This window comes from Microbacterium croceum (genome assembly GCF_023091245.1).
GTDB classification, from domain to species: domain Bacteria; phylum Actinomycetota; class Actinomycetes; order Actinomycetales; family Microbacteriaceae; genus Microbacterium; species Microbacterium croceum.
In genome coordinates this window covers 2,499,994-2,525,518 of sequence record NZ_JAHWXN010000001.1, presented here as the reverse complement: position 1 = coordinate 2,525,518, position 25,525 = coordinate 2,499,994, and the positions used below count along the sequence as shown (strand labels likewise).

Below are 25,525 nucleotides of genomic sequence, written 5' to 3'. Positions count from 1 at the left end.
CGCACCCCGCGCTCGGGATCTCTCGCGAGACCTGTGGAGAGAGGTCAGCCGCCGAGCGCGTTGAGCCAGGTGCGGCGCGCCTCGAGGGCATCGGCGGCGGCCTTCGCCGCCTTCTTGTCGCCCGACTTCTCCGCAGCGGCGAGCTCGGCTTCGAGCTTCTCGATCGCCTCGAGAAGCTGCGAGCTCATGTCGTTGGCTCGTGCCTTGGTCTCGGGATTGTTCTTCTTCCAGTCGACCTCTTCGCGCGCCTTCAGAGCGTTCTCGATGACGCGGAGGCGGTCATCGAGGGCGCGCTCCTTCTCGCGTGGGAAGATCCGACCCTGCTCATCCCACTGACGCTGGATGTTCGTGAGCAACGAGCGCGCACGCTTGATGTTGGGCTCATCGGCGACGGCCTTGGCCTCTTCGAGGAGAGCCTGGCGTGCCTCGATCTTGGGGGCCGACTCGGCTTCCTCTGCGGCGGACTGCTCGGCCCGTGCTGCGTAGAGCGCGTCGCCGGCAGCCTTGAATCGTGCCCAGAGCGCATCATCGGCCTTGCGACCGGCGCGCCCCGCGGCCTTCCACTCGTCGAGAAGGGTGCGGTAGGCGGGGATGCCGTCGGTGCCACGCGGGGCGAGGGCTTCGGCGCGCTCCACGAGACGCGTCTTGGCGTCGCGGGCGGCCTTGTGGGCGTCATCGAGCTCGGAGTAGAACGCGCGGCGGTGCTTGTCCACGATGGCGCGGGCATCGCGGAATCGCTTCCAGAGCTGCTGCGAGATCCCCTTGGACAGGCGGGGGCCGTTCTGCTGCTGGGCCTGCCACGCGTCGAACAGCTCGCCCAGCTCTGCGGTCACCTGCTTCCACTGCACCTTGCTGAGGTCGCGTGCGGCGATCGCCTCTGCGCGCTCGACGAGAGCCGTGCGCTCGGCGATGGCCTGGTCGATCAGCTCCTTCGCCTGCTGAGCTTCCTGAGCCGTGGCCTCGGAGAGCGACGAGGTCAGTGCGTTCAACCGTTCGCGGAGTCCGGCGAGGTCGCCGACCGCTGCCGCATCGGTCACCTCGTCGAGGACGTGTCCTGCCTGCTTGACGAGGTCGCTCGCGGCGGCGCCGCCTGCCTGATGGCGCTGCTCGAGGGCGTGCACCTTGAAGGCGATGTCATCGAACTTGCGCACGAAATAGGCGAGAGCCTCGTCGGGGGTGCCGTCGGGGTACTGGCCGACGACGCGCCAGGCGTCGCCTTCGCGTACCTCGACCGTGCCGTCTTCGGCGACGCGGCCCCATTCGGCGGCGTCGGACGTCGTGGGTGCCGCTGCGACGACGGGTGCGACGGCGGCAGGGTTCGGGACCTTGCGCGGCAGTGGCACAGCCGGGGGAGCGGGAACGGGCGGAGTCGGCTTCGAGGGATCGGTGGCAGACACAGTGATTCTCCTTGCGCGGAAGGGCCGCGGGAGGCGGAAGGGACGAGGTTCAGCCTAGTACGACCGCACACTTCCGGTGGGGTCGAGCGAGTTCACGACGCCGTTATCGATCTGTGAGGAGAAAGTTCGACGGCGGAAACACATCGCGTGACGTTCGGTTAACACGCCGCTCCTATCGTCGCCAGCACGCTACATCTGCTGTCGACGGGAGTCTCCATGAACCACGCTGTACCTCACGAGATCCTTGTCGTCGGTGCGGGAATGGTGGCGCATCGCTTCGTGGAGAGTCTGTTGAGCCGCGGCGGCACGCCCGTGCGTGTCACGGTGGTGGGTGACGAAGATCGAGCTCCCTACGACCGGGTGGGCCTGACGGGCTACTTCTCCGGCGCGACGGCCGAAGATCTCACGCTGGACCTCACGGTCTTCGACGACGATCGCGTGCGGCTGCTGCGGAACGACCGGGTACTGCGCATCGATCGCAGTGCACGGACCGTGACGACACGTTCCCGGCGCACGCTGGACTACGACACGCTCGTGCTCGCGACCGGATCCTATGCGGCGCGGGTCGTCGTCGACGGAGCCGATCTTCCAGGGTGCTTCGTCTACCGCACCCTGGACGACGTGGAGTCGCTGCGCGCATTCGTGCAGCGACGCTCCCAGATGCTCGGTCGGCCGCTCCGCGGCGCGGTGATCGGTGGGGGACTGCTCGGCCTGGAGGCGGCGGGAGCGCTTCAGGACATGGACGTGGACGCGACCGTCGTGCAGTACTCGGATCGACTGATGTCGGCGCAACTCGACCCTGCGGGTGGCGGGATGCTGAAGAGGCTGTTGGAAGCGCGCGGCATCGCGGTGCGCACCGACGCCCGCACGACCCGACTCGACCCCGACGAATCCGGCGCGGTCACCGCCCTGGAGTTCCAGGATGGCTCCTTCCAGCGCGCCGACGTGGTCGTCTTCACCGTCGGTGTGCGGCCGCGTGACGAGCTTGCCCGCAACGCGGGACTCGACGTGCACCCGCGCGGCGGTGTCATCATCGACGAACGCTGCTCCACCTCCGACCCGTGCATCCTGGCGATCGGCGAGGTCGCGAACTACGACGGCCGCTGCGTCGGGCTGGTGGCTCCCGGATTCGCGATGGCAGAGGTCGTCGCGACCCGGTTGCTCGGCGGCGATGCCAGCTTCCCCGGGTATGACGAGTCGGCCAAGCTCAAGCTCTCGGGTGTCGACGTGGCCAGCTTCGGCGACGCGATGGCGCTCACACCGAACGCGCTCGACGTGGTCTACACCGACCCCGTGGCCGGTGTCTACAAGAAGCTCGTGCTCTCCGATGACGCCCAGATCCTGCTCGGCGGCATCCTGGTCGGTGACGCCTCGGCATACGGTGCGCTGCGACCACTGGTCGGCACCCGTCTGGGAACCGATCCGGCTGCCTATCTGCTGCCCGAAGGCGGTGTCGAGGCGCCTGGCGGAGAGCTCCCCGACGACGCCGTGGTGTGCTCGTGCTCGAATGTCACGGCGGGACGCATCCGCAGCGCCGTGCATGACGAGGGATGCACCGATGCTGCGGCGGTCAAGGGATGCACCAGGGCCGGCGCGACCTGCGGGTCCTGCGTGCTCATGGTGAAGAAGGTCGCCGGAAAGGAGCTGACGAAGCTCGGACAGACGGTCTCGCACGCGCTGTGCGAGCACTTCGAGATGTCGCGGCGTCAGCTGTTCGATGCGGTGCGCGTCGCCGAGATGACGACCTTCAGCGCGATCATCGACCGCTTCGGCAAGGGCCGCGGCTGCGACATCTGCAAGCCGGCGATCGCCAGCATCCTGTCGGTCCTGGTCGGCACACACGTGCTGGAGGGGGAGAACGCCACCCTCCAGGACACCAATGACCACGTCATGGCGAACATGCAGAAGGACGGCACCTACTCGGTCGTCCCGCGCATGCCGGGGGGAGAGGTGACCCCGGACGGTCTCCTCGCGATCGGGCAGGTCGCGAAGGACTTCGCGCTGTATACCAAGATCACCGGCGGTCAGCGGATCGACATGTTCGGCGCTCGGCTGGAGCAGCTTCCGCTGATCTGGGCGCGTCTGGTCGAAGCCGGCTTCGAGTCGGGGCACGCCTACGGGAAGTCGCTGCGGACGGTCAAGTCCTGCGTCGGATCGACCTGGTGTCGGTTCGGAGTCCTCGACGCGGTCGGGATGGCGGTCAAGCTGGAACTGCGCTATCGCGGACTGCGCGCTCCTCACAAGCTGAAGCTCGGGGTCTCGGGGTGTGCGCGCGAGTGCGCGGAGGCCCGTTCGAAGGACGTCGGCGTGATCGCCACCGAGAACGGATGGAACATGTACGTCGGCGGGAACGGCGGGTTCTCTCCGCGGCACGCGGAGCTCTTGGCATCCGGTCTGGACGACGCCGGTCTGATCCGGGCGATCGACCGCTTCTTCATGTACTACATCCGCACGGCCGATCGGCTGCAGCGCACGGCACCGTGGTGCGTGGAGTTCGAAGGGGGACTCGACGGCCTCCGCGCGGTCATCCTGGACGACAGCCTCGGCATCTGCGCTGACCTCGACGCCGCCATGCGCACGCATGTCGAGCGGTACGAGGACGAGTGGGCGGCCACGCTCCGCGACCCCGAGAAGCTCAGGCGCTTCGAATCGTTCGTGAACGCGGCGGATACGCCGGACCCGTCGCTCGCGTACGTCGCCGAACGCGGGCAGATCCGTCCTGCGACGGCGGAGGAGCGGGGCGATCGCTCCGTGCTCATCGCCGGCACCGCGTTGGAGGTGCGCCGATGAGCGGCACCGCCGCGGTGACGACGAGGGTGCGCGCGTGCGCGGTGTCGGACCTCGAGGTGGAGCGCGGGCGCGCGGCGCTGTTCGGAACGGTGCAGATCGCCCTCTTCCTCCTCGCCGACGGACGGATCCACGCGGTGTCCAACCTCGACCCCTACAGCGGCGCCCATGTGATCTCGCGGGGGATAGTGGGTACGCGCGGTGAGGCTCCGACCGTCGCCTCACCGCTCCACAAGCAGGTGTTCGATCTGCGCACCGGCGAGTGCCTCGACACCCAGGGCAAGCCGGATGCGGCGCTCCAGGTGTGGCAGGTCACGGTCGAAGACGGCTCCGTGTTTCTCGACCTGGACGCGCAGGAGCAGTCATGATCAGCGCGCGCGGACTCCTCGGACACTGGTGGAGCGCGCCGGCGGATGCGGGGACTCCCGCGCCGGCGCTGGTCGGTCGTGTCGACCTGATCGGCGGTGGGCCCGGCCCCGCGGACCTCATGACGGTGCGCGCACACCGGCTGCTCCTGCAGGCGGATGTCGTCATCGTCGATCGTCTGGGTCCAGGAGACGAGCTGCGCGCCGAACTCGGCGCGCACGTCCTGATCATCGACGTCGGGAAGAGCCCAGGACATCACCCGGTGCCGCAGGAGGAGATCAACGAGCTCTTGGTGGCCCATGCGAGAGCGGGCAAGCGCGTCGTCCGGGTGAAGGGCGGGGACCCGTTCGTGTTCGGACGTGGCGGGGAAGAGGTGATCGCCTGCGAGGCGGCAGGCATTCCCGTCAGTGTGACGCCGGGTGTCAGCAGCGCGATCGCCGTGCCCCAGGCCGCCGGGATCCCGGTCACCCACCGGGGGACGGCAGCCGCGCTGCACGTCGTGAACGGGCACCGCCCGCTGTCGGCGAGCGCCCTGGCGGCGCTTGCAGATCCGGAGGTGACGACCGTCGTGCTGATGGGGGTCACCACGCTCCCGCGCATCGCCGCCAGCGCGCTCGCGCACGGGGTGCCGGACAGCCTGCCCGTCGCCGTGGTGGAGAACGGGCACACGCCGCAGCAGCGCACTCTCCGCAGCACTCTCGGTCGGGTCGTCGTCGACGCCCTCGACGCGCAGGTGCAGAACCCCGCCGTCCTCGTGTTCGGCGAGGTCGCGCGAGCGGGGCTGCTCCTGCCGTCGCACACGACGTCACGATTCGCCGAGAGTCTCGCGTGAGCGGGCCCGCTGTGCTCGATCCGGCACTTGCCGGATGCGCGATCATCGTCGCTGCCGACCGCCGTTCGATGGACCTCGCCACTGCGCTGGAACGACGGGGAGCGTCCGTCCATCGTGCACCTGCGCTCAGCATCGTCGCGAACGCGGACGACACCGAGCTCCTTGCTCGTACCGCTCGGCTCATCGAGACGCCTCCCGACATCGTGGTGGCGACCACGGGAGTCGGCTTTCGGGGATGGATGGATGCTGCGCACGAGCACGGTCTCGCCGAAGAGCTCGACACCGCTCTGCGTGATGCGCATTTCGTCGCCCGCGGCCCGAAAGCCCACGGCGCGATCCAGCAGGCGGGCTTCATGGCGGACTGGGTGGCGCACTCGGAGACCTCGGCGGAGGTCGGGGAGTATCTTCTGGCGTCCGGTGTGACCGGCAAGAGGATCGTCATCCAGCACCATGGCGCCGGCTCCGATGGGCTCGACGAGATGCTGTCGCGCGCCGGCGCCGAGGTGCTGAGTGTCACGGTGTATCGCTGGGGCCCGCCGCCGGACCCCGAGGTCGTGCGGCGTTCGACGCTGCAGGCCGGCGGAGGAGAAGCCGACGCCGTCCTGTTCACCTCGGCGCCCGGTGCCGCATCCTGGCTCGACGTGGCCGCGTCGGCGGGGGCGCTCGAGGGTATCCGCCGTCGCGCGGCATCCGGTCGACTGCTCCTCGCCGCCGTCGGACCGATCACGGCAGCGCCCCTGTTCGCGCAGGATCTGCACACCGTCGTCGCCGATCGCGGACGTCTGGGCTCCTTGGCGCGCTGTGTGATCGCGCACTTCGGTGGGGGCCGCGCGCCGGCGGTGCGCACGGATCTCGGTCGGCTCGAAGTGCGCAGCGGCGGGGCCGTGCTCGACGGGCGTTTCCTGCCGCTCTCCCGCACGTCTGCCGGCCTCTTGGAGGCACTCAGCAGCGCGCAGGGACGCGTGCTGTCGCGGACCGACATCGCTCGGGTCCTTCCCGGTGCCGAGCGCAACGGCCACGCGGTGGAGGTCGCGGTGGCACGACTGCGCGAATCGCTCGGGGGAGCGGAGCTGGTGCAGACCGTCGTGAAGCGGGGCTATCGTCTCGCCGTGTCCGAGGACTGAGCGCGCGCAGCACACGGATCCGGCCCGATGAGGAAGCTCACCAGGCCGGATTCCGTCATGCTCAGCGCGCGTTCGCCGGCTCCGCCGCGCGGCCGACGGAGACCGGAACGACCGCGCTCTCGTCCGCAGGCGACATCGTGCGCGTAGCAGTATCGTGCGTCTTCGCCGTCGTGGTGCCCCGACGCGTCCGCACCTTGCGCGTCGCGGTGCGGCCGTAGGTGAAGTACAACGGCAGCCCGACGAAGAGCAGTCCGCCGATCAGGTTCCCGACGACCGTCGGGACCTCGTTCCAGATCAGGTAGTCCATGATCGTGAAGTCCGCGCCGAGGAGCAGCCCGGAGGGGAACAGGAACATGTTCACGATCGAGTGCTCGAACCCCATGTAGAAGAAGAGCATGATGGGCAGCCACATCGCGATGATCTTGCCGAGCACGTTCTCGGAGATCATCGCCAGCACGACACCGGTGGACACCATCCAGTTGCACAGGACGCCACGGATGAAGAGGGTCAGCATGCCACCGGCGCCATGGTCCGCGTAGCCGACGGTGCGTCCGTGGCCGATCTCGGCGATGGCCTGGCCGACGGCGCTGGGTTCGGTCGTGAAGCCGTAGGTGAAGTAGATCGCCATCAGCACGGCGACCAGGAAGGCGCCGCCGAAGTTGCCCAGGAACACGAGTCCCCAGTTGCGGAGGACGCCGCCGACCGTCGCCCCCGGCCGCTTGTCGAGCACGGCGAGGGGAGCGAGCGTGAACACCCCGGTCAACAGGTCGTAGCCGAGCAGGTACAGCATCACGAATCCGACCGGGAACAGGATCGCGCCCAGAAGCGGTTGTCCGGTGTTGGTGGAGACCGTGACAGCGAAGGCCGCGGCGATGGTCAGGAACGCCGCCCCCATGAAGGAGCGGATCAGAGTGTCGCGTGTGGACATCTGGATCTTGTAGGCGCCGGCATCCACCATTCGGGTGACGAGCTCGGCGGGCTTGATGTAGGACACAGGCGACCTCCACAGGGGGACTCGAGAGAGCTGGTGCTCTCTGCGCCCAGAGTCGTCCACGTGGGTTTCGGTCAGTGGTGCGATGCGTTACGGCTGTGGTGCGAAGCTCTCACATCGTCGTCGGGCGCATGTGAGGGCCGCAGCTCACTCCGCAGGGGTCTCCGACGGCGTCGGCTCAGCGGACGGGCCGTCGCTCGGCGTCGGCGTGCTCGACGGTTCGACCGTGGGGGTGGGGGTCGGCTCGGGGGCGGTCACCTGGGCGTGCACGACCTGGCTGGCGATCGCGGCGACGACGAGCAGTCCGCCCACGACGCCGGCGATGGTGTTGTCGCGGATGCGACGACGGATCTGTCCCTGGTGCCAGTCGATCCGTGCTGCGTGCAGTCGCGCGCGCTCCGCCTGTGCGCGCTGCTGTGCGTTCTTGGAACCACGTGCCGCCATCTGCCCTGCTACCCCTCACTCCGTCGCCGTTCGACGTCGCCTCAGAGCCTACCGCCGTCATGACATCGCCCTGATGCTCATCCGCGGCGGTCCGACGGCTCGCGTTCGCCGCCCGCTTCCGGTGACGACGATGTCGCCAGCCCCGAGTAGCCTTGGCGGGTGATCCCTTCTGCGCCACTGCTCTCCGGGCAGACGCCCCTCGCCGTGCGCATGCGACCGGTATCGCTCGAAGAGGTGGCCGGGCAACGGCACCTCTTGCGTGCGGGATCGCCGATCGTCGCTCTCGCCGATCCGGATGCCACATCTCCGGGAGCCGTCTCGATCATCCTGTGGGGTCCCCCCGGCACGGGAAAGACGACGCTGGCGCAGGCGATCGCGCGCTCGTCCGGGCGCCGCTTCGTCGAACTCTCCGCGATCACGGCCGGGGTCAAGGACGTGCGCGAGGTCATGCAGGAGGCCGTCACTCAGCGCGATCTCTACGGTCAGACGACCATCCTGTTCCTCGACGAGATCCACCGCTTCACGAAGGCCCAGCAAGACGCGTTGCTCCCCGGCGTCGAGAACGGCTGGGTGATCCTGATCGCCGCGACCACCGAGAATCCGTCGTTCTCGGTGATCTCCCCGCTGCTGTCCCGCTCGCTGCTGTTGACCCTGCAGGCGCTGACGGATGACGACATCGGGCTGCTCGTCGATCGTGCGGTGAGCGATGCCCGCGGTCTCAACGGAGCCGTGACGCTCAGCGACGAGGCAAGATCCGCGCTCATCCGACTCGCATCCGGCGATGCGCGGCGCGCGCTGACGGGTCTCGAAGCCGGCGCTGCGGTCGCGCTCTCGCATGCGACCGAGAGCGAAGACGACGACGCTGATGACGGGGAGGACGAGGACGAAAGCGCTGCGAAGAAGCCCGCCGGTGCTCCCGTGATCTCCGCCGACGACATCGCGCAGGCCGTCGACCGTGCGCTGCTCCGCTACGACCGGCAGGGCGATGAGCACTATGACGTGATCAGCGCGTTCATCAAGTCGATCCGCGGCTCCGACCCCGATGCGGCGCTGCACTACCTCGCCCGGATGATCGAAGCAGGGGAGGACCCGCGCTTCATCGCACGCCGCCTGGTGATCTCGGCGTCGGAGGATGTGGGACTCGCCGACCCGCAGGGGCTGGTGATCGCCGTCGCTGCGGCCGACGCGGTCGCCTTCATCGGAATGCCGGAAGGACGCATCCCGCTGGCAGAGGCGACCGTGTATCTGGCGACCACCGCGAAGTCGAACGCCGCCTACGCCGGGATCGACGCGGCGATCGCAGACATCCGCAAGGGCGGTTTCGGACGTGTGCCCCTGCACCTGCGCGACGCGCACTATCCGGGCGCCAAGCGACTGGGACATGGCCGGGGGTACGTGTATCCGCACGACGCAGAGTACGGAATCGTGCCTCAGCAGTATCTTCCGGACGAGCTCCGAGGACGCCGCTATTACCAGCCGAAGACGCTCGGTTCCGAGCGCGACATCTCGGCGCGACTCGAGCGGATCCGCCGCATTCTCGACGATCGCTGAGCCGCGCAGGGCGATCTGTTAGAATTGACCGGCTCGAAACCGAGTTTTCGGGCATCTCCTCGTTCACACCCCACCTTTGTCGGCGCCCCGGCGTGCGCTGCTCAGGCAGAACGCGGACGATACGTCCGTGAGTCGTGAAAGTCGCGACCACGTCATCGGAAGGACAGCTTCGTGACCACGAAGTCCCAGGACCGCCGCAAGGTGCGTCTGAGCCGTGCCCTCGGCATCCCGCTCACCCCGAAGGCCGCCCGCTACCTCGAGAAGCGTCCCTACGCTCCGGGTGAGCACGGCCGCACCAAGCGCAAGGCTGACAGCGACTACGCGGTTCGTCTGCGTGAGAAGCAGCGTCTGCGCGAGCAGTACGGCATCCGCGAGAAGCAGATGCGCAACACGTTCAACGAGGCTCGCCGCCAGGAGGGTCTGACCGGTGAGAACCTGGTCGAGCTCCTCGAGATGCGTCTCGACGCTCTCGTCGTGCGTTCGGGCTTCGCTCGCACCACGGCTCAGGCTCGCCAGCTCGTCGTGCACCGTCACATCCTCGTCGACGGCCAGCTCGTCGATCGCCCGTCGTTCCGCGTGAAGCCGGGTCAGCTCATCCACGTCAAGGCCAAGAGCGAGGGCACCGAGCCCTTCCAGGTCGCAGCAGCCGGCGGTCACGCCGAGGTCCTGCCTCCCGTTCCCGGCTACCTCGAGGTCGAGCTCGACAAGCTCCAGGCTCGCCTGGTTCGTCGCCCGAAGCGCGCCGAGGTCCCCGTGACCTGCGAAGTGCAGCTCGTCGTCGAGTACTACGCGGCTCGCTGAGCGAACCGTTTTTCACGCAAGAGGCGTCGGGGGTTCCCGACGCCTCTTGTCGTTTCCGCCTACGATAGGTACACCGCGCCTTCGCGGGTAAAGGGCAAGGATGACGTCATGAAGAGCATGCAGTGGTTCCTGATCGGTGTGATCGGTGGCTTCGTCGCCGCGCACTTCATGAACAAGGACCCTCGTGGCCACGACATCCTCGCCGAGGTCGATGCCCGGATCAACGGGTTCACCGCGATCATCGGCGACGCCTACCGCGAGCAGGAGGCACGGCTCACGGAGCCGGGCAAGAACTGAACCATCGCCGCGCCTCGGCGCAGCATCTTCACGCAAGGACACCCGGCACCTCATGAAAACTGCGGAGATCGCGCAGCGTTACCTCGACTTCTTCGAGAAGAACGACCACCTCATCGTCCCCTCGGCCTCCCTGGTCAGCGACGACCCCTCGTTGCTGTTCACGGTCGCCGGAATGGTGCCGATGATCCCGTATCTCACGGGCGTCGTACCCGCTCCGCACCCGCGCATCGCGGATCTGCAGAAGTGCATCCGCACCAACGACATCGAAGAGGTCGGTCGCACCGCCCGGCACGGAACGTTCTTCCAGATGCTGGGCAACTGGTCGTTCGGCGACTACTTCAAAGAGGGCGCGATCCGCTACGCCTGGGAGCTGCTGACGTCGTCCGAGTCCGACGGCGGGCTCGGTTTCGACGAGAAGGACCTGTGGGTCACCGTCTATGAGACCGACGACGAGGCCGAGGCCATCTGGCGCGACATCATCGGACTGAAGCCGGAGCGCATCCAGCGTCTCGGCCGTGCGGACAACTACTGGAACACCGGCCAGCCCGGCCCCGGCGGCCCCGACTCCGAGATCTTCTTCGACCGCGGCCCGTCCTACGGCAAGGACGGCGGACCGGCCGTCGATGACACGCGCTTCACGGAGATCTGGAACCTCGTGTTCATGCAGGACTTCATCGAGAACATCCGCGGCAAGACGGAGTTCGACATCGTCGGCGAGCTGCCGATGAAGAACATCGACACCGGCATGGGCCTGGAGCGCGTCGCATTCCTCAAGCAGGGCGTCGAGAACATGTACGAGTCCGACCAGGTGCGCCCGGTCCTGGATCGTGCGATCGAGCTCTCCGGTCGTCGCTACGGCGCCGTGCACGAAGACGATGTGCGCTTCCGCGTCGTCGCCGACCACGTGCGCTCCTCGCTCATGCTCCTCTCCGACGGCGTGCGTCCGTCGAACGAGGGACGCGGCTACATCCTGCGCCGCCTGATGCGTCGGACGGTGCGTTCGATGCGTCTGCTCGGCGTCGACGAGCCGGTGTTCCCCGAGCTCTTCGCCTCGTCGCGCGATGCGATGAAGGCCGTCTACCCGGTGCTCGAGACGGAGTGGTCGACGCTGTCCGCCTCCGCCTTCGCCGAGGAGGAGACTTTCCGACGGACGCTGGCCTCGGGCTCCACGATCCTCGACCTCGCGCTCGACGAGACCAAGAAGAGCGGCGGAGCGACCCTCAGCGGTCCTGAGGCGTTCCTGCTGCACGACACCTATGGCTTCCCGATCGACCTCACGCTCGAAGTCGCGGAGGAGGCCGGGCTCAGCGTCGACCGCGCGGCTTTCGACACGCTCATGCAGGAGCAGCGCCAGCGCGCCAAGGACGACGCCCGCAACCGCAAGCGCCAGCTCGCCGACGTCTCGGTGTACCGTGACCTCCGCGCGCTCGGCGAGACCGGTTTCGACGGCTATACCGCCCTCGAGGTCGAATCGCGCATCCTGGGCCTGCTGGTCGACGGTCAGCCCGTCCGCAGCGCCGCAGAGGGGCAGATCGCCGAGGTCGTCCTCGCCGAGACCACGCTGTACGCGGAATCCGGCGGCCAGGTCGCTGACAAGGGCACGATCGTCGGACCGGGCTTCGAGCTCGAGGTGCTCGACGTCCAGCGTCCGGTGCCGGGGCTCATCAGCCACACCGTCGAAGTCGTCCGCGGCAGCGTCGCGGTCGACGACGCCGCCACCACGGTCGTCGATGCGGCGAACCGTCGTGCGGCCCGTCAGGCGCACTCCGCGACGCACCTCGTGCACGCCGCGCTGCGCGACACGCTGGGACCGACCGCCACGCAGGCCGGTTCGCTGAACCGTGCCGGCTACATGCGCTTCGACTTCGCCTGGTCGCAGGCGCTGTCCGGTGAGACGCGCTCGGAGATCGAGGAGATCACCAACCGGGCCGTGCAGGATGCGCTGGAGGTCACCACGCGCGTCCTCTCGCTCGACGAGGCCAAGGAAGCCGGAGCGATGGCTCTGTTCGGCGAGAAGTACGGCGACGTCGTGCGGATGGTCGACATCGGCGGTCCCTGGTCCCGTGAGCTCTGCGCGGGTACGCACGTGAACTCGAGCGCCGAGATCGGTCTCGTCAGCGTCGTGGGCGAGTCCTCCGTCGGGGCCTCGAACCGGCGCATCGAAGCCCTCGTCGGCGTCGACGCGTTCCGTGAGCTCGCGGCGGAGCGGGCGATCGTGTCGCAGCTCACCAGCTCGCTCAAGACGCCCAGGGAGCAGCTCCCCGAGCGCATCGCCGACCTCGCTGCGAGCCTCAAGGCCGCCGAGAAGCGCATCGCCCAGTTCGAGGCCAAGGAGCGGGCGGGTCAGGTACCCGCGATCGCCGATGCTGCCGTGCGCGTCGGGGCGTTCCTCGTCGCCGCGCAGTCGCTCGGAGACGTCGCTTCGGCTGACGACGTCCGTGATCTCGTGCTCGGCGTGCGCGAGCGCCTCGGGTCCGCGGCCGCGGTCGTCGCGCTCGGCGCCGTCGTGAACGGCCGTCCGGTGGTGGTCGTGTCGACCAACGACGCGGCACGCCAGGCCGGAGCCAAGGCTGGAGCGCTCGCGAAGCGCGCCGCCGGGGTGCTCGGCGGTGGCGGTGGCGGACGCGACGACGTCGCACAGGGCGGTGGGACGGATGCTGCGGCTCTGCCCGCGGCGCTGGAGGCCATCTCTCAGGAGCTGCACGCAGCGTGAGCGGGTTCCGCCGCGGCGTGCGGCTCGGAATCGATGTCGGGCGCGCCCGGATCGGGGTCGCGCGCTGCGATCCCGACGGGATGCTCGCCGTGCCGGTCGAGACGGTCGCCCGCTCGGAGGCGTCGCTCGATCGACTCGCAGAGCTCGCAGGCGAGTACGAGCCGCTCGAGTTCGTGGTCGGTCTCCCTGTCAACATGCAGGGGAGTGACACGGCCTCGACCGTCGACGCGCGGGACTTCGCCGCAGCGCTGCAAGCCCGCACCGGTACGCCCGTGCGGCTCGTCGACGAACGCTTGAGCACGGTCACGGCACACGCGGCGCTGCGTTCTTCCGGGAGATCCCAGAAGAACTCTCGTAGCATTGTGGATCAGATCGCCGCCGTCGTCCTTCTGCAGCAGGCGATCGATATGGAGAAGAGCACCGGAAACCCGGCCGGTGCCACGATTCCGCTTGACGAGGAGCCCGTCTGAACATGTCCGAACGCGAGAGTGCTTCCCCCCAGCACGATCCGGACGCCCGGTTGGGCGACCTGTTCGAGAACCTTCCCGATCCGACGCAGCAGCTCCCGACGGTGGACAATAACGCACCTGCACCAGGGTCGCGCCGTGCCGCGCGCGAAGCGGCATCTGCCACCGGACAGGGCGCTGCGCCAGGCGGTAGTTCCACCGAGTCGTCCGAGCCCGCCACGGCTCCGGTGCGGGCGTCCGCCGACGATGTCGGAGCCGGAGTGCCGTCGAGCACTCCCGTCCGCGACTCCGCTGATGCCTCCGACCTCGGTGACACACCCACGCGCGCGCTTCCGAAGGTCCTTCCGGCGTCGGGTGAGTCGCAGCCTCCGCTGGGCGGAGGGCTCGACGATCTCTTCGCTCCGCATGAGGACGAGCACTCTGCCTCGCGCACGCCCAAGAAGAAGCGCCGGACCGGATGCCTGGTGGCGCTGATCATCGTGCTCGTGATCGTCGGCGGTATCGCGGCGACGGGCGTCTGGGTCATGAGTACCTACGGCGACAAGATCACCGAGGCCATGGGGTGGGGCGAGCCCAAGGACTGGGAAGACGGGCTCGCCACGGGAGAGGCGCTCGTGACGATCAGCGAGGGCGACACGGGTGCGCCGGTGTCCACGAAGCTGTTCGAAGCAGGAGTCACCAAGACCGATGGTGTCTTCTACGACTACCTCGTCGCCGAGGCACCCGACCTCACGTTCTACCCCGGCGTCTACAAGCTGCAGAAGAAGATGACGGCCGCAGCGGCCGCAGAGGCGCTGCAGAACCCGGACAACAAGATGGAGAACACGGTCTCGATGTCGGAGGGCGGGACGATCGTCTCGTCGCTGCCGTCGATGGCGGAGTCCCTCGGACTGCCGCTCGCCGACTTCGAGGCTGCGGTGAAGGATCCCTCGGCCTATGGGGTCGATGCACAGAACCTGGAGGGGTGGCTGTTCCCCGCCGTCTACACCTTCGATCCCGAGGTCACCGCCGTGCAGGTCATCCAGAGGATGGTGGATCGCACCCGCCAGGCGCTGACGGAGGCCGGTGTGCCCGATGCGGACGCCGAGCGGGTCCTCACGATCGCGTCGATCATCCAGCGCGAGGGACGCACCGACGATTTCGCCAAGGTGTCGCGGGTCATCCAGAACCGTCTCGACATCGACATGAAGCTGCAGATGGACTCGACCGCGCAGTACGGCTACGGCTCGCTGCACGAAGGCGTGGTGTCCAGCTCCGCCGAGGCCCTCGCGGACCAGAACGACTGGAACACGTACGTCATCACGGGTCTTCCTGCCACGCCGATCGCGAGCCCGAGCTTCGCCGCCATCGATGCGGCGATGCATCCGGCCGACGGTCCATGGCTCTACTTCGTGACCATCAACCTGGCGACGGGCGAGACGCAGTTCTCCGAGACGTACGAGGAGCACCAGGCGGGTATCGAGAAGTGGCAGGCGTGGTGCCGGGACAATCCCGATGCCGGATGCTGACGTCATGACGGTGTCGCATCTCGCGGTCTGGGGCGACCCGATCGCGCACTCGAAGTCGCCCGCTCTTCATTCCGCCGCCTACGCGGTGCTTGGGCTGGACTGGGAGTACGGGCGCCGTCAGGTCTCCGCGCCCGATTTCTCGTCCGCGATCGATGCGCTCGACGCGTCGTGGCGTGGCCTGTCGCTCACGATGCCGTTGAAGGAGGAGGCGTTTCGCGCTGCGGCGACGCGCGATCGCCATGCCGAGATCAGCGGCGCCGTGAACACGCTGTTGCTCGGTGCCGAGCCGGCCGGATTCAACACGGATGTGGGTGGCATCGTCGATGCTCTCGCCGAGAACGGCGTCACGGCTGTGGAGACCGTGCGCATCCTCGGTGCGGGAGCGACAGCGGCATCCGCCCTGCTCGCGGCTCACGAACTCGGCGCGACCCGGGCTGACGTGCGGGCGCGACGGCCCGAGCGTGCCGCCGGGCTCGTGACCCTGGGCGAGTCGCTCGGTGTGCGCATCACGACCGGCCTCCTCGATGCTCCCGCCGAACGTGTGGACCTCACCCTCGCGACGCTCCCCAGCGGGACCGATCTCGATGCGTCGGTCGCGGCACGACTGGCCGACGACGGGGGAGCGCTGTTCGACGCCGCATACGCGCCCTGGCCGTCTGCCCTGGCCGCGGTGTGGGGCGAGCGGCCCGTCATCTCCGGGCTCGGGATGCTGCTGCATCAGGCCGTGCGCCAGATCCGCATCTTCCATCACGGTGACCCGCGGGAGCCGCTGCCTGACGAGGGACGAGTGCTCGCCGCGATGCGCGCGGCGCTCTGACTCCGTACCCGGTTCGCTCCGCGTACACCGCCGCTCGGTGACACGCGGCGCGTGAGGGGGCGCAACCCGTGGGAGACTGGAGCAATGCTCCGCGTGCTCACTGCCGGCGAATCGCACGGCCCAGAACTCATCGCTGTGATGGAAGGACTGCCCTCGGGCGTCCCGGTGTCCTCCGAGGCCATCCAGGCCGATCTCGCCCGCCGCAAGCTCGGCTATGGACGAGGTTCCCGGATGAAGTTCGAGCAGGACGAGCTCAGCATCTCCGGTGGCGTGCGCCACGGCAAGACGCTCGGCAGCCCCATCGCCCTGCGCATCGGCAACACCGAGTGGCCGAAGTGGATCGAGGTCATGAACCCCGAGCCCGTCGAGCTCACCGACAAGTCGCGCGGTCGCGGTGCGCCGTTGACCCGCCCCCGTCCTGGCCACGCCGATCTGGTCGGCATGCAGAAGTACGACTTCGACGAGGCCCGTCCGATCCTCGAGCGCGCGAGCGCCCGCGAGACCGCCGCCCGCGTCGCCCTCGGCGCGATCGCGCGGTCGTTCCTCGGTGAGCTGGGCATCCGCCTCGTGAGCCACACGCTGTCGATCGGGCCCGTGCGCGTGCCCGACGGATCCGCGCTGCCGACGCCGGATGACGTCGATCTGCTCGACGCCGATCCGCTGCGCTGCTTCGACCCCGCCACCTCGGCTCTCATGGTGGCCGAGGTCGACGACGCCAAGAAGGACGGCGACACGCTCGGCGGCATCGTCGAGGTACTCGCCTACGGCCTGCCCCCGGGGCTCGGTTCGCACGTGCACTGGGACCGCCGCCTGGACGCGCGCCTGGCACAGGCCCTCATGAGCATCCAGGCCATCAAGGGCGTCGAGGTGGGCGACGGATTCGAGACCACTCGTCGCCGCGGCTCGGCGGCCCACGATGAGCTCTTCGCCACCGCCGACGGCATCACCCGCGGCTCCGACCGTGCCGGTGGCACCGAGGGCGGCATGTCGACCGGCACCGTGCTGCGCGTGCGCGCCGGCATGAAGCCGATCGCCACGGTGCCGCACGCGCTGCGCACGATCGACATCGCGACGGGCGACGACGCCACGGCGCACCACCAGCGTTCCGACGTCTGCGCTGTCCCCGCGGCCGGTGTCGTGGCCGAGGCCATGGTCGCGGTCGAGCTGGCGCGCGCGGTGCTCGAGAAGTTCGGCGGCGACAGCATCCGCGAGACGCGACGCAACCTCGAGGGCTACCTTGCCGGCATCCCGGAGGAGTTGCGTACGACCCCGGCGTCCGAGGCGGCGCTCATCGCGCATGACGAGCGAGGCTGAGCCCCTCACGCTGGTCCTCGTCGGCCCGATGGCCGCGGGCAAGACCAGCGTGGGTCGGCGCGTGGCCCGACGGCTGCGCGTGGCCTTCATCGATACCGACAAGCGTGTCGTGGCGGAGCATGGTCCGATCCCGGCGATCTTCGCGGAGCACGGCGAAGAGTACTTCCGCGACCTGGAGCGTGCGGCCGTGGCCGCCGCCCTCACGGAGGGCGGCGTGATCTCGCTCGGCGGGGGAGCAGTCACCGATGCAGGCACGCGCGAACTGCTGCGCGCGCACCCCGTGGTGTTCCTGACGGTCTCCGCCGACGCGGTCGCGGATCGGATCCGTGGCAGCAGCAGGCCGCTGCTCGCCGGAGAAGACCCGCTGGCGCGCTGGCAGGCGATCTTCGAGGAGCGTCGCGGCTGGTACGACGAGGTCTCGTCGACGACATTCGACACGTCCCGCAGGCCGATGCAGAGGATCGCGGACGAGATCGTGGCATGGAGGAGAGAGCAGCGATGAGCACGACGACCATCAGCGTCACCGGGAACGATCCCTACGACATCACCATCGGACGGGACATCCTGGACCGCGTCTCCGCGGCGCTCTCGCCGACAGTGCGCAAGATCCTGGTCGTGCACCCGCCCACGCTGGCTGCGCGCGCGGGCGAACTGCGCGATCGCCTGCTCGCCGACACCGCGAACGGCCCCCGCGAGGTGCTGCTCGCCGAGATCCCCGATGCCGAGCAGGGCAAGCGCATCGAGGTCGCGGCCTTCTGCTGGCAGGTCATGGGTCAGGCCGACTTCACCCGCACCGACGCGGTCATCGGATACGGCGGAGGCGCGGTCACCGACCTCGCCGGATTCGTCGCCGCGACCTGGCTGCGCGGTATCGAGATCGTGCAGGTGCCCACCACGGTCCTCGGACTCGTCGACGCCTCCGTCGGCGGTAAGACCGGTGTGAACACCGCCGAGGGGAAGAATCTCGTCGGCGCCTTCTGGGCTCCCCGCGCCGTGATCGGCGACCTCGACGAGCTCGCCAGTCTGAGCCCGAACGAGGCCACCGCCGGATTCGCCGAGGTGGTCAAGGCAGGCTTCATCTGGGCGCCGGAGATCCTCGACATCATCGAGGCCGACCCTGCGCGCGCGATCGACACCGCCACGGAGGAGTTCCGCCGCGCGGTCGAGCTCGCGATCGATATGAAGGCCAAGGTCGTCTCCGACGACTTCCGCGAGGCGGGCCAGCGCGAGATCCTCAACTACGGACACACGCTCGGGCACGCGATCGAGCACTCCGAGCGCTACAAGTGGCGTCACGGCGCGGCGATCTCCGTCGGCATGCTGTTCGCCGCAGAGCTCTCGCGTCTCGCCGGTCGGCTTCCGGATGAGGCGGCCCTCCGACACCGCTCGATCCTCGAGTCGCTCGGCCTTCCCACCTCGTACCGCGCGGGCGCATGGCCGGCGCTGCTGGCCACCATGCAGCGCGACAAGAAGAGCCGAGGCGGCATGCTGCGCTTCATCCTGCTCGATGACATCGCCAAGCCCACCGTGCTGCAGGCTCCGGACGAGTCGCTGCTGTTCGCGGCCTACCAGGAGGTCGGGGAATGACGCGCCGCCTCCTGCTCGTGAACGGCCCCAACCTCAACCTGCTCGGCACCAGGGAGCCGGAGGTGTACGGCACGGCGACGCTGTCGGATGTCGAACGGATCACCGCGGAAGCGGCGGCCGAGGGCGGCTTCGAGGTGCGTGCGGTGCAGAGCAACCACGAGGGCGTGCTGATCGACGCGATCCATGAGGCCCGCGCGGACTGCGCAGGCATCGTGATCAACCCCGGGGGGCTCACGCACACCTCGGTCGTGCTGCGTGACGCACTCACCGGGGTGAGCCTGCCGTTCGCGGAGGTGCACATCTCCGACGTCTACGCCCGCGAAGAGTTCCGGCACCATTCCTACCTGCACGACGTCGCCGCGGTGCGCGTGAGCGGTGAGGGTGTCGACGGCTACGCGAACGCCGTGCGACAGCTGCTCGCGCTCATCCCGTAGAATCGACTGTCGGTCCTCCCTGTCCTCAGGGAAGGGACGACCGAGAAACCACACACGAACGGAACCCGCAGCGCATGGCATCTACCGCAGACATCAAGAACGGCGTCGTCCTCAGCATCGACGGTCAGCTCTGGAGCGTCATCGAGTTCCAGCACGTCAAGCCTGGTAAGGGCGGAGCCTTCGTGCGGACGAAGCTCAAGAACGTCGTCTCGGGCAAGGTCGTCGACCGCACCTACAACGCTGGGGCGAAGGTCGACATCGAGAACGTCGACCGTCGCGACTACACCTACCTGTACACGGACGGCGACGGCTACGTCTTCATGGACGCCACGGACTTCGACCAGATCACTGTCGGCGCGGCCACCGTCGGCGACGCGAAGAACTTCCTGCTGGAGAACCAGCAGGTCACGATCGCGCTCAACAACGGCAACCCGCTCTACATCGACCTTCCTGCCTCCGTCGTGCTCGAGGTGACCTACACCGAGCCCGGCCTGCAGGGCGACCGCTCGTCCGCAGGAACGAAGCCCGCGACGCTGGAGACCGGCTACGAGATGCAGGTTCCGCTGTTCCTCGAGGCCGGCACCAAGGTCAAGGTCGACACGCGTACGGGTGGCTACCTCGGCCGCGAGAAGTAAGGCGTGGGCGCCCGCACGAAGGCGCGCAAGCGCGCTCTCGACATCCTGTTCTCCGCCGATGTCCGTGGCGACGAGGTCACTGTGGCCCTCGCGGCGGAGGCGAAGCGCGCCGCGAGCGAACCCGCCCGTGAGGCCTCCTGGCTGTATGCCCGCGAGGTTGTCGACGGCATCGTCGACCACCGCGACGAGATCGATGAGCAGATCACGACGCACAGTCGCGATTGGAAGCTCGAGCGCATGCCTGCGGTCGATCGCGCCCTGCTGCGCATCGGCGTGTGGGAGATCCTCTACAACGACGAGGTGCCCACGGCCGTAGCCATCGACGAGGCGGTCGAACTCGCCAAGGAGTTCTCGACCGACGATTCGGGCGCGTTCGTGCACGGCGTGCTCGCGCGCGTCTCCCGCTCCGCCTGACGCTTCTCGTGCGGGCCCTCGCGCCCCTGTCGGACACCGCGGGAAGGATGGTGGCATGCCCGCACCTCACGTCGACCTCCGTCATCTCATGCAGATCACGGATGCCGGAGGCTACGCACGAGGGCTGGCGTACTTCCGTGAGGGAAACGTCCTGGACATCGTCTGGGACGAGGAGCGACACGAGCTCGAAGCCCATGTCCGTGGCAGCCACGATGCGACCTACCTGGTCGAGGTCGGATTCGTGTCGTCGAATGGCAAGAGCCACGCACGCTCCACGCGGTGTACGTGCCCGGTCCGTTCCGGATGCAAACACGTCGTCGCGGCGCTCCTGGCCTCGAACGTGCAGGAGTATTCGCAGCAGAACGGCGCGATGACGGCAGAGCGCGCCGCCGCAGCCCCGCCGGCCGAGCCCCCCGCCGCGCCGTCGTGGCGTGCACTGGTCGATCAGAGCGCCACCGTCCAGACGCGCCCTCTGGCTCTGGGCGTCGAACTGCGTCATCGCGAGCCACGCGGCGACAACCACTGGGGGCCCCGGGCCGTCCGACCGGCGACGCCCCGCGACCTCGCCAGAGCGTCGGGCGATCTCTTCCTGGCCATCCGCCCGCTGATGCGCAGCCATCAGAGCGGAGCGTGGATCCAGGGACACGCCACATGGGATCTCGTGAGGCGCGATGCGACGCAGTTCGGCCGCGTGCAGAACCGCTGGTTCGGCGACCTGCTCAGCATCTCGCGCGACTCGCTGCTCTCGGGCAACGCCGGCGACTGGCTGGTGCTCGACCAGATCGAGTCCGGGCTGCTGTGGGGGCATCTGCGCGCCGGTGCGGCTCTCGGCATCCCGCTGGTGGCCAGTCAGAAGAGTTCCACCGTGCGCCTCGCCGACTCGGCGGAGATCTCCGCGCGCATCACCCGGGATGACGAGAGCGCGCTGGCTGTCGCCGCCATCGCGTCCATCGATGGCACGGATGTGGCCGCGGCCGACGTGCATCCGATCGGTCGCTCCGGGGTGTATACGGCCGCGCTGTTCGGCAGCAGGATCCAGATCACACTCGCAGAGGTACCACTGAGTGCGCAGGTGCGGGCACTGCTCGAGGCGCGGCGCCCGATCATCGTGCCGGCGCAGGAGGAGGAGGCCTTCGTCGCCGAGGCCTATCCGCTGCTCGCGCGCCGCACCGCCGTGCAGACGGTCGGCGATGTCGCTCTGCCTGCCATTCCGTCGCCGGAACCGGTGCTGAACGTCGCCTTCGAACGCGGCGACGTGGTCAGCTATTCGTTCGTGTGGTCGTATCGCGGATTCGGCACGGTGCCGTTCCTGCCCAGCCAGGCCGCAGTGCGCGATCCTGAGGCCGAGGAGGTGCGCGGCGCGGAGCTCGAGACCGTGTGGCAGGAGCACATGTCGACCCGGTTCCGGCCGTCCGGCTCGTTCCACGACATCGACGCGGCGGCCTTCATCGCCCAGGTCGTGCCAGCCTTCGAACGCACGGGCGTCACGGTGGTCACGACCGGCACGCGCAAGGAGTACCGCGAACTCACCGGGACGCCGGAGGTGGCCGTGACGACGGTCGAGACCACGGACGCGGACTGGTTCGATCTCGGCATCATCGTGAAGATCGACGGCAGGAGCATCCCCTTCGGCCCGCTCTTCTCCGCGCTCAGCAAGGGCAAGAAGAAGCTCCTGCTCTCGGACGGCGGGTACTTCACACTGAACCACCCCGCGCTCGACCGGCTGCGCGAGCTGATCGAGGAAGCGGGCGAACTCGACGAATGGGAGACCGGTCCGCGCATCAGTCGTTATCAGACCGATCTCTGGGAGGAGTTCGAAGACCTCGCGGATGAAGCGGAGCCCGCGGTGAGCTGGCGCTCCACCGCAGAGGGTCTGCGTGCGGCGACGGGTGTTCCGTCGACGCCGGTGCCGTCGAGGGTTCACGCCGAGCTGCGCCCGTATCAGAAGGCCGGATTCGACTGGCTCGCCTTCCTGTGGCGGCACCGGCTCGGAGGCATCCTGGCCGACGACATGGGACTCGGCAAGACGCTGCAGCTGCTGACCTTCGTGCAGCACACGCGGGACGCGGGGGAGCAGCGACCGTTCCTGGTGCTCGCCCCGACCTCCGTGCTCAGCACGTGGCGCACCGAGGCCGCGCGCTTCACCCCCGAGCTCCGGGTGGCCCTCGTCGAGAGCACGAGCGGCACGCGCCGCGGAACCATGGCGGATGCCGCGGCCGGCGCTGACATCGTCGTGAGCTCGTACACGGTGGCGCGACTCGATGAGAAGCAGTTCGCAGCAGTCGAGTGGGCGGGCCTCATCCTGGACGAGGCGCAGTTCGTGAAGAATCCGAAGACGAAGCTGCATCGCGCGATCTCCACTTTCAATGCGGATGTGACATACGCCGTGACCGGCACGCCGATGGAGAACAGCCTCTCGGACCTGTGGTCGCTGCTGAAACTGGCTGCTCCCGGCCTGTTCCCCTCAGCGCGGAAGTTCCGTGATCGCTACATCCAGCCGATCGAGAAGGGCAAGGTCCCCGAGAACGAAGAGGGCGGGGAGTACCGCCAGCGCCGTCTCGCGCAGCTGCGTCGCCGTATCCGACCGCTCATGCTGCGTCGCACGAAGGAACTCGTCGCGCCCGAGCTGCCGCCGAAGCAGGAACAGGTGCTCGAGGTCGAGCTGAGCGCTGCCCATCGGGCGCTCTATGACGTGGTGCTCCAGCGCGAGCGGCAGAAGGTGCTCGGTCTGCTGGACGATCTCGACCGCAACCGCTTCATCGTGTTCCGCTCCCTGACCCTGCTGCGGATGCTGAGCCTCGCGCCGGGGCTCGTCGACGAGAACGACGCCGCCATCGGCTCCAGCAAGCTCGACACGCTCCTCGAGCGGGTGGCGGAGTTGCAGGCCGAGGGACACCGCGCGCTGGTGTTCAGCCAGTTCACGTCGTTCCTCGACCTGGCTGCCGCGCGGCTGGAGGAAGCCGGGATTCCCTACGCCCACCTCGATGGCACGACACGGCGGCGGCAGGACGTCGTGGAGGGCTTCAAGGCAGGGGAGCAGCCGGTGTTCCTGATCAGCCTGAAGGCGGGCGGGTTCGGACTCACGCTGACCGAGGCCGACTACGTCTTCCTGCTCGACCCCTGGTGGAACCCGGCCGCTGAGGCGCAGGCGATCGACCGCACGCATCGCATCGGTCAGACCAGTCAGGTCTTCGTCTACCGCATGATCGCCGCGGGCACGATCGAGGAGAAGGTCCGCGAGCTGCAGCAGCGCAAGGCCCGCCTGTTCACCGCCGTGATGGACGATGAGGCGCTGTTCGCGCAGTCGCTCACGGCCGACGACATCCGCGGTCTCTTCGACGATTGAGGGTCTTTCTCACGGCCGGTCCGACGGCTCGTCCAGAATGCCGCCGGTAGAATCGAGCGCGTCCCTACGAGGCACCCCGGACCGGGTGCCCGGGATGCACAGGAGGAGCACAATGCGGATCACGGGACTCGGCCACGCCGGGATGTTCATCGAGACGGTCGGCGGGAACATCATCTGCGACCCCGTGCTCGGACCGTCCTTCTTCGGCTCCTGGTTCCCGTTCCCCGACAATCGCGGTCTCGACTGGGAGCGCTTCGGACGCGACGCGGACTTCCTCTACATCTCGCATCGGCACCGCGACCACTTCGACCCGACGCTCCTGGAGCGCTACATCTCGAAGGACATCGAGGTGCTCCTGCCCGAGTACCCGATCGACGATCTCGAGCGCGATATCCGCGCCCTCGGATTCGAGAACATCACCTATGCGCCCGCCGGCGAGATCATCCAGCGCGGTGAGCTCAAGATCATGATCACGCCGCTGCGCGCACCCAGCGACGGACCGATCGGCGACTCGTCGCTCAGCGTCGACGACGGCACCGGTTCGATGCTGAATCAGAACGACTCCCACCCGCTCGATCTCGATACGCTCCTGCACTTCGGGAAGCCAGACGCCTACTTCACCCAGGTCTCCGGCGCCATCTGGTGGCCCATGGTCTACGACCTCCCCCTCGATGCGAAGCAGAACTTCGCCCAGCTCAAGCGCGACTCGCAGAACAAGCGCGCCATGTACTACATCGACAAGGTCGATGCGCCGCACGTGTTCCCGATGGCCGGGCCGCCGATGTTCCTGCGCGATGACCTGTTCGACTTCAACGGGCTGGGAAGAAACGGCGAGTCGATCTTCACGGATCAGAAGCAGTTCCTCGCGCACATGAACGAGCTGTCTCCGCAGTACGACGGCCATCTGTTCGTCCCCGGCACGCTCGTCACGGTCGAGGGCGGCGAGGTGACGACGGAGCAGACGCTGTACAGCGAGGCCGAGCTCAGCCACATCTTCGACGAGAAGTGGGAGTACCTCGAGGAGCAGCGGGCCAGCCGTCAGCAGGAGATCCTCGACGAGGAGGCGTCGCGCGCGGAGATCATGCCCCCGGAGGAGATGCTCGCGGCGATCAAGGCCTGGTGGGAGCCGCTGCTCAAGAAGTCGCGCACCATCCGCCTCGGCGTCGGCGGCAACGTACGGTTCCGCATCGGCGAACTCGACATGGTCGTGGACTTCCCTCGGGCCAAGGTGCGCGAGTACGCGGGGGAGGAGTGCGTGTACTGGTACACGATCCCCGCCGACCTGGTCTCGACGAACATCCGTGATCACGAGATCGACTGGTCGAACTCGATCTTCCTGTCGATGCAGTTCCAAGTGGGCCGCAGCGGCAAGTTCAACGAGTTCCTCACCACGTTCCTCAAGTGCCTGTCCGTGGATCGCATCGAGTACGTCGAGAACTGGTATCAGGAGCAGACCGACCAGACCGAGGATGCCGTGATCGGCGACTGGGTGGTGCAGCGCCGCTGCCCGCACCTGCGTGCCGACCTCACCAAGACCGGAAAGGTCGACGAGGACGGTGTGCTCACCTGCAGCATGCACGACTGGAAGTGGGACCTGAAGACGGGCAGCTGCCTGTCGACGAGCGGTCACCCCATCCGGGCGACGAAGGCGGAGCAGGTCGACGACGAGGTCCTCGAGCAGGCGAGCTGACCGACAGGTG

General features: G+C 68.3%; 22 protein-coding genes. 19 read left to right on the top strand and 3 right to left on the bottom strand.

What is annotated here, in order from left to right; translation table 11 throughout:
- Positions 1-44: 44 nt before the first annotated feature.
- Complete coding sequence (locus tag KZC51_RS11925) at positions 45-1,397, bottom strand: DUF349 domain-containing protein (RefSeq protein ID WP_247630175.1); 1,353 nt, start codon at positions 1,395-1,397, stop codon at positions 45-47.
- 216 nt (positions 1,398-1,613) lie between these two features.
- On the opposite strand from KZC51_RS11925, the gene nirB reads away from it, so the two are divergent.
- Genes nirB through KZC51_RS11905 form a run of 4 tightly spaced genes read left to right on the top strand, consistent with a single transcriptional unit; the run spans position 1,614 to position 6,506 of the window.
- Positions 1,614-4,187 carry a nitrite reductase large subunit NirB gene (gene nirB, locus KZC51_RS11920; RefSeq protein ID WP_247630174.1) on the top strand — a complete coding sequence of 858 codons (2,574 nt, stop codon included), beginning with the start codon at positions 1,614-1,616 and terminating at the stop codon, positions 4,185-4,187.
- The gene (gene nirD, locus KZC51_RS11915) at positions 4,184-4,552 is read left to right on the top strand and encodes a nitrite reductase small subunit NirD (RefSeq protein WP_247630173.1); all 369 of its coding nucleotides are present in this window, start codon (positions 4,184-4,186) and stop codon (positions 4,550-4,552) included. The genes nirB and nirD overlap by 4 nt, the downstream gene beginning before the upstream one ends.
- A complete protein-coding gene (cobA, locus tag KZC51_RS11910) occupies positions 4,549-5,382 on the top strand; it encodes a uroporphyrinogen-III C-methyltransferase (protein ID WP_247630172.1) in 834 nt (277 codons plus the stop codon). Before nirD ends, cobA begins: the two co-directional genes overlap by 4 nt.
- Complete coding sequence (locus KZC51_RS11905; protein ID WP_308194298.1) at positions 5,379-6,506, top strand: uroporphyrinogen-III synthase; 1,128 nt, start codon at positions 5,379-5,381, stop codon at positions 6,504-6,506. The genes cobA and KZC51_RS11905 overlap by 4 nt, the downstream gene beginning before the upstream one ends.
- Before the next feature lie 61 nt (positions 6,507-6,567).
- On the opposite strand, the gene KZC51_RS11900 is transcribed toward KZC51_RS11905, so the two are convergent.
- A complete protein-coding gene (locus tag KZC51_RS11900; protein ID WP_247630171.1) occupies positions 6,568-7,500 on the bottom strand; it encodes a formate/nitrite transporter family protein in 933 nt (310 codons plus the stop codon).
- A gap of 144 nt (positions 7,501-7,644) precedes the next feature.
- Entirely contained in the window at positions 7,645-7,941 is a 297-nt protein-coding gene (locus KZC51_RS11895) for a hypothetical protein (RefSeq protein ID WP_247630170.1), read from the bottom strand.
- A 210-nt stretch (positions 7,942-8,151) separates the two neighbouring features.
- Here KZC51_RS11895 and KZC51_RS11890 point away from each other — a divergent pair, with 210 nt between their 5' ends.
- The 15 genes from KZC51_RS11890 to KZC51_RS11820 all read left to right on the top strand — a co-directional run bounded on the left by KZC51_RS11890 (position 8,152) and on the right by KZC51_RS11820 (position 25,515).
- Positions 8,152-9,492, top strand: coding sequence for a replication-associated recombination protein A (locus KZC51_RS11890; protein WP_281732076.1), 1,341 nt, complete (start codon positions 8,152-8,154; stop codon positions 9,490-9,492).
- Positions 9,493-9,663: 171 nt separating this feature from the next.
- A complete protein-coding gene (gene rpsD, locus KZC51_RS11885) occupies positions 9,664-10,293 on the top strand; it encodes a 30S ribosomal protein S4 (RefSeq protein WP_052492801.1) in 630 nt (209 codons plus the stop codon).
- Positions 10,294-10,401: 108 nt separating this feature from the next.
- Positions 10,402-10,590, top strand: coding sequence for a hypothetical protein (locus KZC51_RS11880; RefSeq protein WP_017830547.1), 189 nt, complete (start codon positions 10,402-10,404; stop codon positions 10,588-10,590).
- Positions 10,591-10,642: 52 nt separating this feature from the next.
- Positions 10,643-13,303, top strand: coding sequence for an alanine--tRNA ligase (gene alaS / locus KZC51_RS11875; RefSeq protein ID WP_247630168.1), 2,661 nt, complete (start codon positions 10,643-10,645; stop codon positions 13,301-13,303).
- Positions 13,300-13,773, top strand: coding sequence for a Holliday junction resolvase RuvX (gene ruvX, locus KZC51_RS11870; protein ID WP_247630167.1), 474 nt, complete (start codon positions 13,300-13,302; stop codon positions 13,771-13,773). Before alaS ends, ruvX begins: the two co-directional genes overlap by 4 nt.
- A gap of 2 nt (positions 13,774-13,775) precedes the next feature.
- Positions 13,776-15,278, top strand: coding sequence for an endolytic transglycosylase MltG (gene mltG / locus KZC51_RS11865; protein ID WP_247630166.1), 1,503 nt, complete (start codon positions 13,776-13,778; stop codon positions 15,276-15,278).
- A 4-nt stretch (positions 15,279-15,282) separates the two neighbouring features.
- Positions 15,283-16,095, top strand: a complete 813-nt coding sequence (locus tag KZC51_RS11860) for a shikimate dehydrogenase (protein ID WP_247630165.1) — start codon at positions 15,283-15,285, stop codon at positions 16,093-16,095.
- A gap of 84 nt (positions 16,096-16,179) precedes the next feature.
- Positions 16,180-17,409 carry a chorismate synthase gene (aroC, locus tag KZC51_RS11855; RefSeq protein ID WP_247630164.1) on the top strand — a complete coding sequence of 410 codons (1,230 nt, stop codon included), beginning with the start codon at positions 16,180-16,182 and terminating at the stop codon, positions 17,407-17,409.
- Entirely contained in the window at positions 17,393-17,911 is a 519-nt protein-coding gene (locus KZC51_RS11850) for a shikimate kinase (RefSeq protein ID WP_247630163.1), read from the top strand. Before aroC ends, KZC51_RS11850 begins: the two co-directional genes overlap by 17 nt.
- The gene (aroB, locus tag KZC51_RS11845) at positions 17,908-18,996 is read left to right on the top strand and encodes a 3-dehydroquinate synthase (RefSeq protein WP_247630162.1); all 1,089 of its coding nucleotides are present in this window, start codon (positions 17,908-17,910) and stop codon (positions 18,994-18,996) included. The genes KZC51_RS11850 and aroB overlap by 4 nt, the downstream gene beginning before the upstream one ends.
- A complete protein-coding gene (gene aroQ / locus KZC51_RS11840; protein ID WP_247630161.1) occupies positions 18,993-19,430 on the top strand; it encodes a type II 3-dehydroquinate dehydratase in 438 nt (145 codons plus the stop codon). The genes aroB and aroQ overlap by 4 nt, the downstream gene beginning before the upstream one ends.
- A gap of 74 nt (positions 19,431-19,504) precedes the next feature.
- Positions 19,505-20,065 (top strand): elongation factor P, encoded by a 561-nt coding sequence (gene efp / locus KZC51_RS11835; protein ID WP_247630160.1) that lies wholly within the window; start codon positions 19,505-19,507, stop codon positions 20,063-20,065.
- A gap of 3 nt (positions 20,066-20,068) precedes the next feature.
- Positions 20,069-20,479 carry a transcription antitermination factor NusB gene (gene nusB, locus KZC51_RS11830; RefSeq protein WP_141871983.1) on the top strand — a complete coding sequence of 137 codons (411 nt, stop codon included), beginning with the start codon at positions 20,069-20,071 and terminating at the stop codon, positions 20,477-20,479.
- Positions 20,480-20,534: 55 nt separating this feature from the next.
- Positions 20,535-23,825 (top strand): DEAD/DEAH box helicase, encoded by a 3,291-nt coding sequence (locus KZC51_RS11825; RefSeq protein ID WP_247630159.1) that lies wholly within the window; start codon positions 20,535-20,537, stop codon positions 23,823-23,825.
- Positions 23,826-23,937: 112 nt separating this feature from the next.
- Positions 23,938-25,515 (top strand): Rieske 2Fe-2S domain-containing protein, encoded by a 1,578-nt coding sequence (locus KZC51_RS11820; protein WP_247630158.1) that lies wholly within the window; start codon positions 23,938-23,940, stop codon positions 25,513-25,515.
- Positions 25,516-25,525: the final 10 nt, after the last annotated feature.